At 61.7% G+C, this 16,715-nt stretch carries 13 protein-coding genes, 1 tRNA gene and 2 pseudogenes; 2 read left to right on the top strand and 14 right to left on the bottom strand.

The window, feature by feature from the left end; all coding sequences use genetic code 11:
- Nucleotides 1-62 precede the first annotated feature (62 nt).
- The 7 genes and pseudogenes from HQ394_RS00435 to ccsA all read right to left on the bottom strand — a co-directional run bounded on the left by HQ394_RS00435 (nt 63) and on the right by ccsA (nt 9,863).
- Nucleotides 63-920, bottom strand: a complete 858-nt coding sequence (locus HQ394_RS00435) for a D-amino-acid transaminase (RefSeq protein ID WP_190261545.1) — start codon at nt 918-920, stop codon at nt 63-65.
- A gap of 11 nt (nt 921-931) precedes the next feature.
- Nucleotides 932-2,308, bottom strand: a complete 1,377-nt coding sequence (trkA, locus tag HQ394_RS00430; RefSeq protein ID WP_190261544.1) for a Trk system potassium transporter TrkA — start codon at nt 2,306-2,308, stop codon at nt 932-934.
- 47 nt (nt 2,309-2,355) lie between these two features.
- The gene (gene ntrX, locus HQ394_RS00425) at nt 2,356-3,783 is read right to left on the bottom strand and encodes a nitrogen assimilation response regulator NtrX (RefSeq protein WP_190261543.1); all 1,428 of its coding nucleotides are present in this window, start codon (nt 3,781-3,783) and stop codon (nt 2,356-2,358) included.
- 24 nt (nt 3,784-3,807) lie between these two features.
- Nucleotides 3,808-6,090: a sensor histidine kinase NtrY-like gene (locus HQ394_RS00420; RefSeq protein ID WP_223291745.1), complete on the bottom strand. Its 2,283-nt coding sequence runs from the start codon at nt 6,088-6,090 to the stop codon at nt 3,808-3,810.
- A pseudogene (ntrC, locus tag HQ394_RS00415) lies at nt 6,087-7,528 on the bottom strand (nitrogen regulation protein NR(I)). The gene HQ394_RS00420 and the pseudogene ntrC overlap by 4 nt, the downstream one beginning before the upstream one ends.
- Nucleotides 7,525-8,703 (bottom strand): two-component system sensor histidine kinase NtrB, encoded by a 1,179-nt coding sequence (locus tag HQ394_RS00410; protein WP_317628972.1) that lies wholly within the window; start codon nt 8,701-8,703, stop codon nt 7,525-7,527. Before HQ394_RS00410 ends, ntrC begins: the two are co-directional and overlap by 4 nt.
- A 362-nt stretch (nt 8,704-9,065) precedes the next feature.
- On the bottom strand, nt 9,066-9,863 hold the full coding sequence (ccsA, locus tag HQ394_RS00405; RefSeq protein ID WP_223291744.1) for a cytochrome c biogenesis protein CcsA: 798 nt from the start codon (nt 9,861-9,863) through the stop codon (nt 9,066-9,068).
- Nucleotides 9,864-10,067: 204 nt separating this feature from the next.
- Between ccsA and HQ394_RS00400 the strand changes: the two genes are divergently transcribed.
- Nucleotides 10,068-11,231, top strand: a complete 1,164-nt coding sequence (locus tag HQ394_RS00400) for a bifunctional 2-C-methyl-D-erythritol 4-phosphate cytidylyltransferase/2-C-methyl-D-erythritol 2,4-cyclodiphosphate synthase (RefSeq protein ID WP_190261541.1) — start codon at nt 10,068-10,070, stop codon at nt 11,229-11,231.
- Here HQ394_RS00400 and cutA read toward each other — a convergent pair.
- The 7 genes and pseudogenes from cutA to HQ394_RS00365 form a co-directional block, all read right to left on the bottom strand.
- On the bottom strand, nt 11,212-11,553 hold the full coding sequence (gene cutA / locus HQ394_RS00395) for a divalent-cation tolerance protein CutA (protein WP_190261540.1): 342 nt from the start codon (nt 11,551-11,553) through the stop codon (nt 11,212-11,214). The two genes, HQ394_RS00400 and cutA, sit on opposite strands and share 20 nt — an antisense overlap.
- 464 nt (nt 11,554-12,017) lie before the next feature.
- Nucleotides 12,018-12,094, bottom strand: a tRNA-Pro gene (locus tag HQ394_RS00390).
- A 58-nt stretch (nt 12,095-12,152) separates the two neighbouring features.
- Nucleotides 12,153-12,590, bottom strand: a complete 438-nt coding sequence (locus HQ394_RS00385) for a MerR family transcriptional regulator (RefSeq protein ID WP_190261539.1) — start codon at nt 12,588-12,590, stop codon at nt 12,153-12,155.
- Nucleotides 12,591-12,604: 14 nt separating this feature from the next.
- A complete protein-coding gene (locus HQ394_RS00380) occupies nt 12,605-12,907 on the bottom strand; it encodes an integration host factor subunit alpha (protein ID WP_190261538.1) in 303 nt (100 codons plus the stop codon).
- 117 nt (nt 12,908-13,024) lie between these two features.
- Nucleotides 13,025-14,011 (bottom strand): beta-ketoacyl-ACP synthase III, encoded by a 987-nt coding sequence (locus HQ394_RS00375; RefSeq protein WP_317629027.1) that lies wholly within the window; start codon nt 14,009-14,011, stop codon nt 13,025-13,027.
- A gap of 54 nt (nt 14,012-14,065) precedes the next feature.
- Nucleotides 14,066-15,061: pseudogene (plsX, locus tag HQ394_RS00370) on the bottom strand (phosphate acyltransferase PlsX); the annotation flags it as partial.
- Between the two features lie 406 nt (nt 15,062-15,467).
- Complete coding sequence (locus HQ394_RS00365) at nt 15,468-16,070, bottom strand: ubiquinol-cytochrome C chaperone family protein (RefSeq protein ID WP_190261537.1); 603 nt, start codon at nt 16,068-16,070, stop codon at nt 15,468-15,470.
- Nucleotides 16,071-16,148: 78 nt separating this feature from the next.
- Here HQ394_RS00365 and HQ394_RS00360 point away from each other — a divergent pair, with 78 nt between their 5' ends.
- Nucleotides 16,149-16,646, top strand: a complete 498-nt coding sequence (locus tag HQ394_RS00360; protein WP_223291743.1) for an outer membrane protein assembly factor BamE — start codon at nt 16,149-16,151, stop codon at nt 16,644-16,646.
- Nucleotides 16,647-16,715 lie beyond the last annotated feature (69 nt).

Genomic DNA, 16,715 nt, shown 5'->3' with positions numbered 1-16,715 from the left:
GGATAATGGCCGTGCATCGTCCGATCCGCGTTCACGTCTTGGTGAGTGGATCATCGACCGGTTTACTCTTCGTCCTCTAAGCGTTCGAGGTAGGCCGCCTGCAACGCCGCGGTGATTGTTCCCATGCGGCCATCGCCAATTGTCGCGCCATCGATGCGAATCACCGGTTTGACCAGGGATGTGGTCCCGGTGAGAAAGGCCTCCTTGGCGGCCTTCGCCTCGGCAAGGCTGAACGGCCGTTCCACCGTACGAATGTTAGAACGATGCGCCAGTTCGAGGACCACCAGCCGGGTAATCCCGTTCAGGATACTCATATCGGCTGGCCTGGTTACCAGGTCGCCGTCGGCGGTGACAATCCAGGCATTGGACGCGGTCCCTTCGGTCACCATTCCCGAATCATCGAGCAACCATGCCTCGTAGGCCCCCGCCTCCAGCGCTTGCTGTTTGGCCAGCACGTTCGGCAATAGCGAGACCGACTTGATGTCCGGTCGGCGCCAGCGGATGTCCGGCAGGCTGATCACGCTGACCCCGGCACGCAGCACCTCGGGATCAACGGGCCGCAAGGAGTTCACAGTAGCCACCAGTGTCGGCACTGCCCGCGGCGGAAAGGCGTGGGTTCGCGGCGCCACCCCACGGGTAATCTGCAGATAGAGGACACCGTTTGCCGGAGAGTTGTTGCGCCGGATCAATTCAGCAAAAACCATCTGAAGCGCCGCCCGCGACATGGGTGCCGGGATGCGCAAGGCCGCCAGCGAGCGGGTCAAACGCTCGAAATGCCGCTCAGCGTCCAGCACGCGCCCTCGGCGAATGGCGAACACCTCGTACACACCATCGGCGAACTGAAAACCCCGGTCTTCGATATGCACCCGGGCCCGAGCATGCCGTACATAGTGGCCGTTGACGTAGCTGATATGCCCCATTCGTCTCTTTCTCAGAAATATTCCAGCCGGACCGAGAACAGGCGCTCAACCTTGCGAACAGCTTCGGAAACGGCAAACAAGACCACGCGATCCTTGTTTTGAATGACCGTGGCACCGCGCGGACTGATGAAATCGCCATTGCGGACAATGGCACCGACCATGACCCCGGGCGGCAGCTTGATATCACGCAAGGGCGCGCCAACCAGGCTCGACGTCTCCAGTGCTTCCGCTTCGATCAGCTCGCCGAATCCCTCGCGTAAGGTATGCACCGAATAGATTCGGCCACGACGTACGTGCTGCAGAATGGTGGATGCGGTGATGTTGCGGGGACTGACGATGACATCGATGCCCAGCGTCTTCACCAGCGGCTCGTATGTTTCCTTGTTCAGCAGCGTAATCGCCCGGCTGGCGCCGTGACGCTTGGCCAGCAGCGAACCCAGCACATTGGTTTCATCATCGTCGGTGACCGCGACGACGGTGTCGGTGGTGACCACCCCTGCTTCTTCCAGAATTACCGGATCAAGGACATCGCCGTGCAGGACCACGGTTCCGCTCAGCATGCTGGCGACCGCAGCGGCCCGTTCGGCGCTGGCCTCGATGATCTTGACCATGACGTCCGGAAAGTCCTGCTCAACCAGTTTCGCCAGCTGCAGTGCGATGCTACCGGCGCCACAGATCAACAGCCGCCGGGTCTCCGGCTCTTCATGACCGAAGGCCGCCATTGCCCGCGACAGCTGACTTGTTTCGACGACGAAGTAGACGTCATCACCCACCAGGATGTGATCGTCGCCGGTGAGGCGAATCGGCTCGTCGTTGCGCAGCATGCCGACGATGATGATGTTCAGCGACGGGAACAGCTGCGAGAGTTCGCGCATGCGGGTATTGATCAAGGGGCAGTTGGCGCCGCAGCGGACACCCAGCAGGCGCACCTTATCCTCGGCCAAGGAAATCATCTCGAAGCAGCCGGGAACGAGCAGGCGGCGGCCGATGGCCTTTGCCACCTCGAGCTCCGGCGAGATGATAACGTCGATGGGCAAGTGCTCGCGCGAGAACAGGTTCGCCCATGCCGGATCCAGGTAGCTCTGGTTACGGATGCGGGCGATCTTCATCGGCACTTCGAACACGGAGTGAGCCACCTGGCAGGCCACCATGTTCACTTCGTCGGTTTGGGTGACGGCGATGAGCATATCGGCGTCGCCCGCCCCCGCTCGCTCAAGCACATCCGGACGAGAGGCGTGGCCGACAATGCCCTGGGCATCAAGACTGTCATTAATCCGGCGCACCAGATCAGGCGACTGGTCGACAACGACCACGTCGTTCCCTTCCATCGCCAGGTGGCGGGCAATATTATACCCTACCTGACCCGCACCGCAGATCAGGATTTTCATGAGAGTCCGCGTAATCTTGCGGAAGAAATGCTACTCAAGGGGATGGACTATTCCTGGGGTTGTCTTGTTTTTTCATCGCCTTGAATACCCAATGATTTTAATTTCCGGTGCAACGCTGACCGTTCCATGCCGACGAACGCGGCCGTGCGCGAAATATTACCTCCAAAGCGGTTCACTTGCGCCAGCAGGTACTCACGTTCAAAAATCTCGCGGGCGTTCTTCAGCGGCAACCCCATGATCTCGCTGCTGCGATCGGCCCGCCGCGTCGATGCCAGTTTTGAATCGAACTCCGCCGGCAGCATATCAGCGCGGATGGGATCTTCCGTGCTGCCGGGTGCCATGATCAGCAACCGTTCAATGATGTTGCGCAATTCGCGCACGTTGCCCGGCCAGTCGTAGGTTTGCAGCGAGGCCATCGCATCCTCGCTGATCTCGCGCGCCCGCTGGCCGCAACTCTCCGCCGCTCGAAGCATGAAGTGGCGGGCGAGCAAGGCAATATCGTCGCGACGCTCGCGCAGCGCCGGCACTTTCACCGGCACCACACTGAGCCGGTAGAAGAGGTCCTCACGAAACCGCCCCAGACGGATTTCCTCGGTGAGATCACGTGTCGTCGACGCGATCACCCGAACGTTCACCTCGACCTTGGTCCGTCCGCCAACGCGGAAAAACACCTGCTCCTGCAGCACTCGGACGATCTTGCCCTGCGTTTCCGCCGGCATGTCCGCCACTTCGTCGAGGTAAAGCGTGCCGTTGTGGGCGGCCTCAAAGGTTCCGACCTTGCGGCTTGCCCCTTCGCCATCGCTTGACCCTTCGATGCCGAAGAGCTCCACTTCCATCCGCTCGGGGGCCATGGAGGCGCAGTTGACAACGACGAACGGCCCGCTGCCACGCCGTGACTGCATGTGAATGAGGCGCGCAACCAACTCCTTGCCGGTGCCGGCCGGACCGGAAATCAGCACCCGGCTGTTGGTGGGAGCAACCCGTTCGATCGACTGGCGCAACTGGCTAACCACCACCGACTGACCGATGAGTTCCCAGTAGTTGCCCGTACGCAGGCGCAGTTCCTCGTTCTCACGTTTTAGCCGCGCTGCCTCGATGGCGCGGTTGACGATGAGAATCATCCGGTCCGCCTTGAATGGCTTCTCGATGAAATCGTACGCGCCGAGTTTGATCGCCTGAACCGCCGTCTCGATGTTGCCGTGACCGCTCATGATCACCACCGAAAGGTGCGGATGATCACGCTTCAGCACTTCGAGCAGTTCCATGCCGTCGAGGCGACTGCCTTGCAGCCAGATGTCCAGCAGGACGAGGCCGGGACGACGGGCGCTGATCGCGGCGAGCGTGGCATCACTATCCGCCGCTTCGCGCGTCTCGTAGCCCTCATCGCTCAGAAGACCGCCAACGAGGCTGCGGATATCCGCCTCGTCATCAACGATAAGAATGTCTTCAGCGTAAGAAGTTCGGATGTTTGACATGAGCGCGATGTTCGATCGCCGTTGTCAGGGTGCGACTGTGGTTGGTTGCTTTGCCCGGACTTCGTCAATCTGATGGCGATCCTGCGCAGCGCTGCCGTGAAACACTAACACGACCTTTGTTCCTCCACCTTCCCGATCGGTCAGGACCAGTTCTCCTTGATGATCCTCCAGAATTTTTTTGACGATCGCCAAACCCAAACCGGTGCCCTTTGCCCGGGTGGTCACGTACGGTTCGGTGAGGCGATCCCTGTTCTCAAGCGGCAACCCCCTTCCGTTGTCTTCGACGGCCAGTTCGATCTCGCTCTCTCCTCGCACGCAACGGGCAGTGATACTGACGGTGATTTCGCCCGGAGGCAATGGGATATCCACGGTTGACTCGCGACCGACGATCGCCTCCGCCGCGTTCTTGAGGAGATTCACAATCACTTGCGCAATCTGCCGATTGTCGCAGAGGAGCATTACTTGCTCCGGCGGCAATATGGTCGAGATGGATATTTTTGGATAGCGGTTGCGTTCAAGAAAGACCGCCTGCTCCACAATCATTCGCAAATCTTCCATCTGAAGCTGTGGCCGTGGCATGCGGGCAAAGGAGGAAAACTCATCAACCATTCGGCCTATATCTTCAACATGGCGAATAATCGTTTCAGTACAGGCGATGAATGTTTCAGGATCCGTCTTTATTTCCTTAAGATATCGGCGCTTCAGCCGCTCCGATGCAAGTTGAATTGGTGTCAGTGGGTTCTTGATTTCGTGCGCAATGCGACGTGCCACGTCCGCCCACGCCGCTTTGCGCTCTGCCGATACCAGGGCGGTAATATCGTCGAAGGTGACCACATAGCCCACCACTTCGCCATCCACTCGTTCGGCGACGATCCGCGCCACAAAGGTGTGTGATCGCCCATCGCGAACCAGCCGAACCTCCGACTGCCATTGCCGATCCGGTCGCTCCACTGCCAGTTCAAGCAGCTTTGCCATTTCCGGTGCCACGTCCTTCAGTGCCACCCCTTTTGCCTGCTCGAGATTGACACCGAGCAATTCCGAGGCGGGTCGGTTTGGCAGCTTGATCAATCCGTGCGCGTCGAGACCGATGACCCCGGCGGAGACGCCGCTGAGCACCGCTTCGGTAAAGCGCCGTCGCTCGTCGAGGCTGCTGTTGGCCTCGATCAGCGTCTCCTGTTGACTCTGCAACTGACCGGTCATGCGGTTGAAGGCGCGATTGAGGGTGCCGATCTCGCCTACCGAAGCATCGGACTTCACCCGAATCGAAAGGTCACCGTGGCGCACGCGCTCGGCGGCGGCAATCAGCGTACTGATGGGTCGGGTTATCTGCGAAGCCAACGTCAAGCCGATCCACACCGCCGCCAGCAGCAGTAGCAACGCCACCAAGCCAAAAATCATTACGAAGGTGATCAGAATGCCTTCGCGGCTTTCCTCGAGCCGGCGGTACTGAGCCACTGCCCGTTCCGTCTGCTCGATGGGCTCCTGCACCGCCGGATCGATGAAACGGCCAACGACGAGATAGGCGTCAATGAAACGGTTAAGCTTGATCGCCGCCCGCACCCGATCGTCGGGGGCGTTGGTCAGGATGACGATCTGTCCCTTGGTCGCGTCATCCACCGCCTGCCACGGGATCATGTCCTTATCGAGCGACAGGCTGAGCGAGGCCTGCGCCACCACGTGGCCGCTACCGTCGACGACGACCACCTCGGAGAGGCCGCGCAGCGCAGCCAATACCGACAGCCGCTCTTCAAACAGCCGCGGGTCCTGCATCAGTTCCCCGGCACTCTTGTTGAGCTCGTTGGCGATGGCAAAAGCGTCGGCGCCGATGCTTTGCTGGTGCTCGTGCAGGTAGGCGCGCGCCACTCGGTCCGATGATTCGATGGCGGTGCGAACGCGCTCGCTGAACCAAGCCTGAATGCCGAAATTGAGAAACAACGCCGAGAACGCGGCGACCAGAATCGCCGGGGTAACGGCCACGACGCTGAATAACACCACGATCCGCACATGCAGACCAGAACCCGCAAGGCCACGCCGGCGTTCCGCCCAGACTCGCACCAATTTGACTGCGACGATCGCGCCAAGCAGCAGCAGCAGGATCGAGTCGAGGTAGAGGAGAACGATGACCGTCTGCGGATTCGGGCCGAAACCAGTCGCCCCGGTCCACATCGCCACAGTGGCGACGCCGCAAACCAGGGCAGCCACCGCCACGGCAAACGCCAGCTTGCGTTCCAGATCATGGCGACGGTCGAGACTCTTCCAGCCGAGAGCGAGTCGCCGGAGTGACTGTCCCCTCGCCGCTGACGTCACCTCGTTCCCCCGCGAATGACGGGAATATTCAGCTCGCGTATTTTCTTCCGCAGCGTGTTGCGATTAAGGCCGAGCACCTCGGCGGCGCGAATCTGGTTTCCACGTGTCGCCTCAAGCGTCAGCATGATCATTGGCCGCTCCACCTCCCGGATCACCCGGTCGAACAGCCCGGCAGCCGGCAGCGTATCACCGTGGATACCGAAATAGGTGCGCAGGTGCCGCTCAACCGAACCGCCCAGCCCATCGGCGTCGGGCTCAATCGAAGAGGAGGACACGTCGGCGAGTTCGGCTTCGACCACATCGACACCGATGACCTCTTCCGAATACAGCGCCGCCAGCCGGCGAACCAAGTTCTCCAGTTCGCGCACGTTGCCGGGCCAGCGGTAGGCTTTCAGCCGTTCCATCGCCGCCGCGTCGATCAACTTCGGCAGCAGCCCCTCGCTGCCTGTCCGTCCCATGAAGTGGCGGATCAGTTCCGGAATATCCACCGTGCGTTCGCGCAAGGGCGGCAGGCGAATCGGCACCACGTTCAGGCGGAAGTACAGGTCCTCGCGAAATTGCCCCTGGCTGATCAGCTGGCGCAGGTCGTGGTGAGTCGCGGCGACGATACGCACGTTGGCCCTGATCGCCGCCCGGCCGCCAACGGTGGTGTATTCACCTTCCTGCAGCACCCGTAGCAGCCGTGTCTGCGCCTCCGCCGGCATGTCGCCGATCTCATCGAGAAACAGCGTGCCGCCTTCCGACTGCTCGAACCGGCCGGCACTCCGATGGGTGGCGCCGGTAAAGGCGCCCTTCTCGTGACCAAACAGTTCGCTCTCGATCAGCTCGCGCGGTATGGCCGCCATATTGATGGCGACGAAGGGGCCCGCTCGACGTTTGCCGTAATCGTGCAGGGCGCGCGCCACCAGTTCCTTGCCAGTCCCGGATTCGCCGGTGATCAGGACGGTGAGATCGGTGGCCATCAACCGCGCCAGCGTCCGATAGATCTCCTGCATCGCCGGTGAGCGGCCGATGAGTGGCAGCTTTTCGTCGGCCGCATCCTCGGCGGTGGTCGCCGCCGCGGTGATCTGCCGCGGCGATTCCAGCGCTCGGCGGACGACGGCGATCAACTCGTTCAGGTCGAAGGGCTTCGGCAGGTACTCGAACGCCCCCGCTCGGTCGCCTTCACCGCGGTCAGCAGCGTGTTTTGCGCACTCATCACGATCACCCGCAGTTCCGGGCGGATTTTGCGAATGCGCGGAATGAGGTCGAGGCCGTTTTCGTCCGGCATCACCACATCGGTGATCACCACATCGCCCTGGCCGTCACTGACCCACCGCCAGAGCGTCGCCGCGTTGCCGGTCACCCGCGTCTGGTAGCCGGCACGCTCCAGCGCCTGGCCAATCACCGTGCGGATACCCGTATCATCGTCGGCAACAAGGACAGTGTGTGCGGTCACGATTGCTCCTCCGACGCCGCGGCGATGGGTAACATCACCCGAAACAAAGTGCGACGTGGCTGGTTTTCCCATTCGATCACCCCACCGTGGTCGCCGATGATCTTGGCAACCAGGGCCAGGCCCAGACCGCTACCGCGCGGCTTCGAGGTCACGAAGGGATCGAACAGGTGCTGTTTGATGTCCTCCGGGATGCCTTCGCCATTGTCCTGAACGGTGACGACGAGCGGGAGTTTCAGCCGGGAGTGACGACCGGAAACAGCGAATCGGACGCCATGGGAATAAGACGTGCTGACCACCACCTCGCCGCCCTCCTCCGGCGCCGCTTCGGCAGCATTCTTGACCAAGTTAAGAAAGACTTGAACCAGTTGATCCCGGTCGCCCAGAACAGGTGGCAGCGAAGGATCGTAGTTCTCGGTGAACTGCAGGTGTTTGCCGAAGCTGTTCTCGGCCAGGGTCCGCACCCGTCCGAGAACCTCATGAATATTGACCGCGCCGCGCTGCAGTGGCCCGTTGACCGAAAACACTTCCATCCGATCCACGAGCCCGCAGATCCGATCGGCCTCGTCGCGGATGAGTTGGGTCAGCGAACGATCTTCCTGTCGCGCGCTCTGCTCAAGCAACTGTGCCGCGCCACGGATGCCGGCCAGTGGATTCTTCACTTCATGCGCGAGCATCGCCGCCATGGCCGACACCGAACGGGCAGCGCCGCGATGCGTCAGTTGGCGATCGATCTTTGCCGCCAGGGTTCGCTCCTGCATCGAGACCACCACCGCCTGGACCGGATCGCCCACCGGCGCTGCCTGAATGTTCATCGTATGGTGGCCGATGCGTGGACTGGCCAACGTCACGTGATATTCCGACACCGATTGGCTGCCGGCGAAGGCCTGGCGCACAAGAGAGAACAAGGGATTGTCGGCGGGCAGCAAGTGTTCCAGACGTTGCCGTCGCAGGTTCGCTTCGCTGTGCTGAAAAAACTGTTCGGCGGCAGTGTTGGCGTACTGAATTTCATGTTCGGCATCTACAAGAAACACAACGGACGGCATCGCGTTCAACACGAGGTCCATGTCGAGTACACGTGGAGGAGTAGACCCACCGCCCCACAGTCTGCTCTTCACATCTCCCATGAAACCCAATCTTTCATCTCCATTCTTGCGCTCGTCAGCCTTTATGAACAAGACAAGCTGGTACCGCTCTGAGTCTTTTAGTCTCGCAGGGGACGAGAATGTGATCCTTGCCGACTAGGGCGAATATGGAGGCAACATGCCACGCCGTTCGATCGCCGGCGTTCTTGCGACTCGCCCCCACGGAGCGGCTAACACCATGGCGCGAAGCGCATATGGCAACGCGCCGACCCCAGCGTCTTTTTCCGCTGAGCACCGACCAGACAGACTGAAGGTGTCCACGACAGCCTTTCGCACCCGGATTAGCATGTTTGGCGTTCGCGATCGCCAACCAGTGCTGAAACCAACTTCCCGAGACTGTACGCTTTGCCTATTCCATGAGCAACAGGGTATTGCAGCGAAAGCTTGCCCTGTCTTTAGCCAAGGCCGTTCACCCCACTGGCGAGCACGGATGCAAGCACGATATCGGTGACGAACTTGACGCCCGGATAGCCCAACGTTAGCAGCAGATAGCCCAGCAATACCAGTTGTGCCGCCCGACGACCACGCAGGCCACTGCGCTGATGGGCGATCAGCATCGCGCCGATGACCACGAATGCCGACGCCGTAAGCACGATCTTGTGATTGAGGATGAGGAGGTGGCCGGTATTGACGTATTCCAGCGCCATGCCGGTCATCAGCCCCAGCGCCAGCACCGCCTCGCCGATCTGCAACAAGCGCAACTGCAGTACGTCGCAGTCGGCGAGCGAGGGCAGACCACGACTGAACGGCGATGGCCGTTTTTGCTTCAAGGTCGATTGTTGCAGGAAGGCGGCGAAGGCGGCGATCGCCGCCAGCGTTACCAGGGCGTAGGTGGGAAGCGCGGTGGCAATGTGCGTAACGGCCCAAGGGGAAAGGTAGATTTCCTCTGTCGTCGCTGCTGCGGGATTGCTCGTCCACATAGCAGCGAAAATAAGGGTAATCAGCGAATGAATGCCCACCAAGCCGGTGAGACGCCAGGCCTCGCGAACCACCAAGCAAAGAATCACGAACAACGTCAGGTTGGCGGCGGCGCTGGTCAGCATGGTGCTGGCAAGCGTTGCCGGCCAGTGGCCGAGGGTGACCGGAGCAAAGATGCTAACAACCCAGCAGAGCACACCGGCGAGCGCAACCAATGGCGAAATCAGCGTCCAGGCGTCCCGGCGGGGCTGCCGTCTCGCCCCGTGCAATGCCATGGGCACCGCGCCGGCGACTGCTAACCAGCTCTGCCACATGTCGACGTCACCGTCCCTTCCGATGCTGCAGTCAGGGTATCCGCGCCAGCGTAAATTCGGCTGCCGCCACCCAGGGCGCAATGTTATCCTGCAGACGCGCGGGAATATCCAGCGTTGCACCTGTCACCCCACTATCACCTCCCCCTTACTGAATTCACATCTGTCATGCGCGAGACTGTCGCCCTTATCGTTGCCGCCGGCCGCGGAACCCGCTTCGGTCAAGGAATGCCGAAGCAGTACCGTCTGTTGGCGGGTTTGCCGCTGCTTCGACGGACACTGAGTGTGTTTCTCGCTCACCCGCGGGTGCATCGGGTGCAGGTTGTCATTCATCCCGACGACCGCGACTGCTACGACGCGGCCGTCGCCGGGCTCGACCTGCCGCCACCGCTTGCCGGAGGTGCCACGCGGCAGGATTCGGTTTGCCGCGGCCTTGAGGGTCTCTCGGCAACCTCTCCTGCCTACGTGCTGATCCACGACGCGGCGCGGCCGGCTGTTGACGCGGCACTCATCGACCGGGTGCTAGATGCCCTGGAGCAGGCTCCGGCGGCGCTTCCGGCGGTGCCGGTGGTCGATACGCTGAAGAAGGCGGCCACCGACGGTCCGACCCGAGTCGCCACCACGGTCGAGCGGGCTGGGCTCTGGCGGGCACAGACGCCGCAAGGCTTTCATTTCGATGCGATTCTCACCGCCCACCGGGCCCTGCGCGGCGCCGAACTCACCGACGATGCTGCCATTGCCGAGACGGCAGGGCTGCGCGTCGCCCTGGTTGCCGGCAGCGAGGACAACATCAAGATTACCTCCGAAGAGGACCTCACACGGCAGGAACGGATGATGGAGCGCCCACAGGAAACCCGCACCGGTCTTGGTTTCGACGTCCACCGCTTCGGCCCGGGCGACCGGGTGGTGCTGNGGGGCGTGCCAATCGCCCACAGTGCCGGCCTCGAAGGTCATTCCGATGCCGACGTCGCCTTGCACGCGCTCACCGATGCACTGCTGGGTGCCATCGGCGCGGGAGATATCGGCAGCCACTTTCCCNCCTCCGATGCCAAGTGGCGGNGGGCGCCGTCGCATCTCTTTCTTGCCCATGCGGCCGCGCTGGTACGCGACTGGGGCGGTACGATCGTCCATGTGGATCTGACGCTGATCTGCGAGCGACCAAAGATCGGCCCGCATCGCCCGGCGATGCAGCAGCGAATTGCCGAAATTCTCGCCATCGCCGCCGACCGGGTGAGCGTCAAGGCGACGACCACCGAGCGCCTGGGCTTTACCGGTCGCGAGGAAGGAATCGCTGCCCAGGCGATTGCGACCGTCAGTCGCTCCGCTTCGTAGTCGTCTCGCTGGAGATCCACGCCAAATAGGCGGCATTGCCGCCCACCACCGGTAAAGCGACGATGCAGGGACAGGCGTAGGAGTGGAGGGCGCGGACGCGTTTGCTCAGCGCCGGAACAAGGTCGGCCCGCGTCTTCAGCAGCAGCGCCACCTCGACGCTTTCCTCTACCGCGCCCTGCCACCAATAGATGGAACGGATTGGCGGCAGAATATTGGCACAAGCCGCAAGCCGTTCGTTGACCACCGATGCTGCGAGCGCGCGCGCCTCTGCGTCGGTGGCGGCCGTCACATACACCACGACAATCTCCGCGCTTTCACCCATCCCATCCGCCTCCTCTGCGACCAGCAGGCTCTCTAGCTGCATCACGCGGATAAAAAAGGGTCCGCGCAATGCGCGGACCCTTCAAGTCTTCCGGGTCTCTGAGGGGGCAACGCGGCGGCCCATCACCGACATCGGCTACTGGGCGGAGGGTAGGGAAACACCCTGGTTGCCGCGCTAATCAATGCAACACCTATGCCAGTCGGCCAAATAGCCTCATTCCGTCGCTGCCCACCGCCTTTGGCGCAGCTTTCAACCGATACTCGGACCTCTCGCGCGGCCATCGCATCGCTTGAAGACGTCAAAACCGGGCGGCGGACGCAGACATGCTTAGAAAACAGGCATCACCGCCTGGAACATCGGCGGTAGCCGCGCCTGAGGTGGCGATGGCGCCACGCAAACATCCAAAAATAAGGCAAACGCGGAAGGGTTATTCAGCAGCAGGCTAGGGATCGCCTGCGGCATACTGGTCGGAGCGGCCGGATTCGAACCGGCGACCCCTAGACCCCCAGTCTAGTGCGCTACCAAGCTGCGCCACGCTCCGAGCCAGGGCGGCACTATAGGCAGGGGACGCGGTATTGCACAACAGCTCTGCTACGAAATCACGGCTTGCCGCCATCAAGCAAAGCGCGGATCGCCTCCAGTTCGGCAAGGATTTCGCTGAGGCTCGAGGAAACGGGCTCATCGCCCTCTGCCCCACCCCCTGCCGTCTCGAGCTCATTGCTTGTTGCCGGTGGCACGAGCGGCTCCGGGCTGCCTCCACCCGCCTCCCGCAGCAATTTCTGGACGCCACGGATGGTATAGCCTTCGGTGTAAAGCAGCGAGCGGATATACCGCAGCAGTGTGACGTCTTCTGGACGATAATACCGGCGACCGCCGCGCCGTTTCAGCGGCTTGATCTGGGGAAACTTGCTCTCCCAAAAGCGCAAGACGTGCGCTGGCAGATCTAGTTCGCCAGCGACCTCGGCAATGGTGCGAAAGGCTGCTGCTGATTTTCGGCGTGCCGGCTCAAGTTGCCTGTGTTCATCGAGAGCGGCCATCACCTCACGACGTGCTATCCGTCCAGGCCCCGGTTGATTCGGCTCTTGAGCACCTGCGACGGGCGGAAAACCAGCACCCGACGCGGCAGTATCGGCACCTCTTCACCGGTTTTCGGGTTGCGCCCGATGCGCCGCCCTTTCTGACGAATGGAAAAACTGCCAAAGGAGGAAAGCTTGACGGTTTCGCCGCGCGTCAGCGCCTCGGTAATTTCCGCCAGGACCGATTCCAGCAGATCCGCCGAATCGTTCCGCGACAGCCCCACCTCCTGGTAGACGGCCTCTGTCAGGTAAGCGCGGGTGATCGTCTTTTCAGACATGCGGAATGCACCCCAATCCCTTCAGTTTAACCTACATCCGCGCATAAATTGCGTCAATGCGCCAACAGTTGCCACGTATCTCTTTGGAAAGCAATAACAATCATGCGAAGCGCCGATTTACCAGCGCACCAGGGCCGCCCCNCAGGTCAAGCCCCCGCCGATCGCCGCCAGCAGAACGAGATCACCCGGCTGCACCCGACCATCACGCACCGCCTCGTCAACGGCAAGCGGGATCGAAGCGGCCGAGGTATTGGCATGCCGATCGACGGTGACGACCAGTCGCTCGTGATCCACGCCAAGCCGTTTGCAGAGGCTATCAAGAATGCGCATGTTGGCCTGGTGCGGTACCAGCCAGTTCACGTCCGCAACGGTGAAGCCGTTGGTGGTGAGTGCCTCTGCAGCCACCGACGCCAGGGACGACACCGCATGCCGATAGACTTCCTTGCCGGACATGCGCAGGTGGCCGACTGTCTGCGTCGATGATGGGCCTCCGTCCATAAACAGAATGTCACGGTAGCGTCCGTCCGCGTGCAGGTGGGTCGAGAGGATACCCTGGCGGACTGCCTTATCCTGATCTGGCGTTTCGATTTCGCCGCGCAGCAGCACGGCGCCGGCACCATCGCCGAACAGGACGCAGGTTGCACGGTCCTCCCAGTCGACGATGCGGGTGTAGGTTTCGGCGCCAATGACGAGGGCGGTACGCACCTGCCCGGCCTTGATAAAATTATCGGCAATAGCCAGCGCGTAGACAAAGCCGGAACATACCGCCTGCACATCGAAGGCAATGCCGCGGGTCATGCCGAGCTTGCGTTGTACCTGCGTCGCCGTCGCCGGAAAGGTGTCGTCCGGCGTGCTGGTCGCCACAACAACCAGATCCACCTGGTCGGCGCTCAGCGTCGCCGCCTCAAGGGCCCGCGCCGCAGCGTGTGAAGCCAGGTCCGACGTCAACTCTCCCTCAGCAGCCATATGCCGTTGGCGGATGCCGGTGCGAGTAACGATCCAGTCATTGGACGTATTAACCTGCAGAGCAAGCTCCTCGTTCGTCACCACCCGCTGCGGCAGATAGGATCCGCAACCGATGATTCGCGCATATATTCTATCCATTACTGTGCTGCAAACTTTGGATTGNCTATTTGTTGTTTGGTCGAGGCAAAGGAAGTCCTGCTTTATCCCCTCGTTGACCCGATCCGCGATCAACTGCACTGCGACGCGCACCGCATTGCAAAAGCCCAGGCCATCGGCACCGCCATGGCTCTTAACGCAAACGCCATTCAATCCGAGGAACATGGCACCATTGTAAAGGCGGGGGTCCACATGGTGGCGCATGGCCTGCAGGGCCGGCCTGGCGAAGATGGCACCAATCCGCCCGAGCAGGCTGCCGGTCAGCGCCGATCGTAGCAGGTGCGCATACAGTTTGGCCGTGCCCTCGGCTGTTTTCAGCGCGACGTTGCCGGTGAAACCATCTGTCACCACCACATCCACAGTTCCGGCAGCGATGTCGTTGCCCTCGACGAAGCCGTGGAAATCAAGCGCCAGGGCGCTGGATTGCAGCACCGCCGCGGCCTTGCGCACCGCATCGTTGCCCTTCAGCTGCTCCTCGCCAACATTGAGGATGCCAACGGTCGGACGGGGCAGCCCCAGGACCTGACGAGCAAAAACCTCCCCCATGATGGCAAATTGCACCAGATTTTCGGCGCTGCATTCGATGTTGGCACCGAGATCCAGGAGCACCGTCTTGCCGCGCATCGTCGGAAAGACCGAAGCGATCGCCGGGCGATCGACGCCTGGGAGCGTCTTGAAGACGACCTTCGCCATTGCCATCAGCGCACCGGTGTTGCCAGCGGAGACAATGCCGTGCGCTTCGCCCCTGACAACTGCGTCGATCGCCTGACGCATGCTGGAGTTCCGACCGGTACGAAGGGCAACCGATGGCTTCGCCGTATTGGTGATCACGTCTGGCGTGTCTCGGACTTCAATCCCGTCACATAGCTTCTTATGACGGCGCACCAGCGGTAGCAGTTCCTGCGCCTGACCGTATACGAGAAATCGAACATCCACTCCCGGCTCGCGAAATCGCCTCAGTCCGTCGATGACCATCCGGGGCGCCTGGTCGCCGCCCATGCCATCGATCGCAATCGTTATCGAATCTGCCAACTTCGGTCGTTTTCCCTGTCTGGAATGGTCGCCACGCGATGGGTTCGGCTTTCCTGACCAATGCCGTCGGCGAGAAGGTGGCCCCCCTCGACTAGCCGCAATTGTATCTCATTTAGCGCGAAAATGCTGACTTATGCGCCAGCATCGAGATGGCGATCAGCGAACCAACGAAGGCGCAACTCCCCGTGCTGCTCCGTCAAACAAGTCAATGCGCCGTGAAGTGACGAGATGAGACCAACTGCTCCACTTCTTACGCGTCCTCTGCCACTCGCCTGCGACGGGACACTTAGTCAAATTGCCCTACTCCCGCAAGCAGCATTCCGGGCACGGTAGCGTTCGCAGCCGCGGCCCGCTATTCGGCAGCGCGACGGTCGCACCGCCGGAACCGGCAGGAGGGCTACTCCGCTCAAGGCAGCGCCGGCGGTTGGAAGTTTGGTCCCTCGGCTAGCAAACGGGCGCCGTCCCGTGTCTTCAGGCGCGCAGCTTCGCCGATAACGTAGTCCGCGAGCGCGCCAATCACCCGCTCGTCGGCAACGCCATGCCGATAAACGTTGCGGCGGAGCGCTTCACCCAGCCCTGCCTGGTCGCTCTGATCTAGGCAGGTGCCGTAGCTTCCAAGCCGGCCATAGAATGCCCGCGCCATGCCCTTCACCACCTTGCCCACCCGCAGGTCACCGACGCCCATCTCGCGCAGCGATTCGTCAAATTCGGCGAACATGTGATCGAACACGGCCTGGGCGACAGCGGGCGGCACCGAAGTATCGCCGCGCAGGCGATGCATCAGCAACGCTGCATGCAGCGCAATCATATCGAAGCGGCCATCGGGAGTATCCGGAACCGCATAGGCTTCGTAAAAAATCGGGGAGCGGGCCTGAGCGACGATTTCACGATACAGTTGCCGGGCAACCGCGGCGGAGGGTAACGTCTCCCCGGCGCTGGCACCGTCGTTCGGTGCGCCGAGGAAGCGGCGAACCCGCTGGCCGAGACTTTGGAGGGCTGCAGTAAGCATGGATATGAACACCGTTCAAACGCGCTTTTTGACTTGGCCGCATGATTGCCACTCTACCACCTTCAGCGCGAACCGTTGATGATGCAACGACCACAAACACCACGGTCGAAGCAAGGTCGATCGCCCCTCGCCGCCGTCGCCTGGTTGAGCCTTATCGCCCTTGGCGGTCTGTCGCTAGGCGCCTGTGAAGGACGTGTCGCCGTCCATGGTAACCCGATCGATGCCGATGAACTTGCCCGTCTGGCACCCGGCAAGCAATCGAAGGCGGACGTGGTGGGGTTGCTCGGATCACCATCGAGCACGCCTCCCTTCGACGACAACACCTGGTACTACATGAGCGATCGTGAGAGCACCCTTGCCTTCTTTGCACCGGAAACGGTCGAGCGGCAGGTGGTGGTGCTGTTGTTCGATGATCAGGCAGTCCTCGGCTCGGTGCGATTGGTCGGTCTGGAGAGCGGACGGGAAGTGGAGATTGTCAGCCGCGAGACCCCGTCCTTCGGTCAGTCCCCCACCGTGATCCAACAACTGCTTGGTAACCTTGGCAAATTCAACAAGGAAGAAGGTCCCAAGCGATAGTTGAAGACCTCCCTGCGTCGCTACGCGGCGGGTACCGGCGGGCTCCTCGGGAGCCCGCATGCGGGAAGC

The sequence above is a fragment of the Defluviicoccus vanus genome (genome assembly GCF_014672695.1).
Classification (GTDB): Bacteria; Pseudomonadota; Alphaproteobacteria; order Rhodospirillales; family Defluviicoccaceae; genus Defluviicoccus; species Defluviicoccus vanus.
Note: the sequence above shows the minus strand (reverse complement) of the source record. Positions and strands in the feature narration are given on the sequence as shown.

What these genes read in the sequence shown, in the direction of transcription:
- ntrX (WP_190261543.1), bottom strand. Translation starts at nt 3,783, where the DNA reads ATGTCAAACATCCGAACTTCTTACGCTGAAGACATTCTTATCGTTGAT.
- HQ394_RS00365 (WP_190261537.1), bottom strand. Translation starts at nt 16,070, where the DNA reads ATGCTTACTGCAGCCCTCCAAAGTCTCGGCCAGCGGGTTCGCCGCTTC.
- trkA (WP_190261544.1), bottom strand. Translation starts at nt 2,308, where the DNA reads ATGAAAATCCTGATCTGCGGTGCGGGTCAGGTAGGGTATAATATTGCC.
- HQ394_RS00380 (WP_190261538.1), bottom strand. Translation starts at nt 12,907, where the DNA reads ATGTCTGAAAAGACGATCACCCGCGCTTACCTGACAGAGGCCGTCTAC.
- HQ394_RS00385 (WP_190261539.1), bottom strand. Translation starts at nt 12,590, where the DNA reads ATGGCCGCTCTCGATGAACACAGGCAACTTGAGCCGGCACGCCGAAAA.
- HQ394_RS00435 (WP_190261545.1), bottom strand. Translation starts at nt 920, where the DNA reads ATGGGGCATATCAGCTACGTCAACGGCCACTATGTACGGCATGCTCGG.
- ccsA (WP_223291744.1), bottom strand. Translation starts at nt 9,863, where the DNA reads ATGGCATTGCACGGGGCGAGACGGCAGCCCCGCCGGGACGCCTGGACG.
- cutA (WP_190261540.1), bottom strand. Translation starts at nt 11,553, where the DNA reads ATGGGTGAAAGCGCGGAGATTGTCGTGGTGTATGTGACGGCCGCCACC.
- HQ394_RS00360 (WP_223291743.1), top strand. Translation starts at nt 16,149, where the DNA reads ATGATGCAACGACCACAAACACCACGGTCGAAGCAAGGTCGATCGCCC.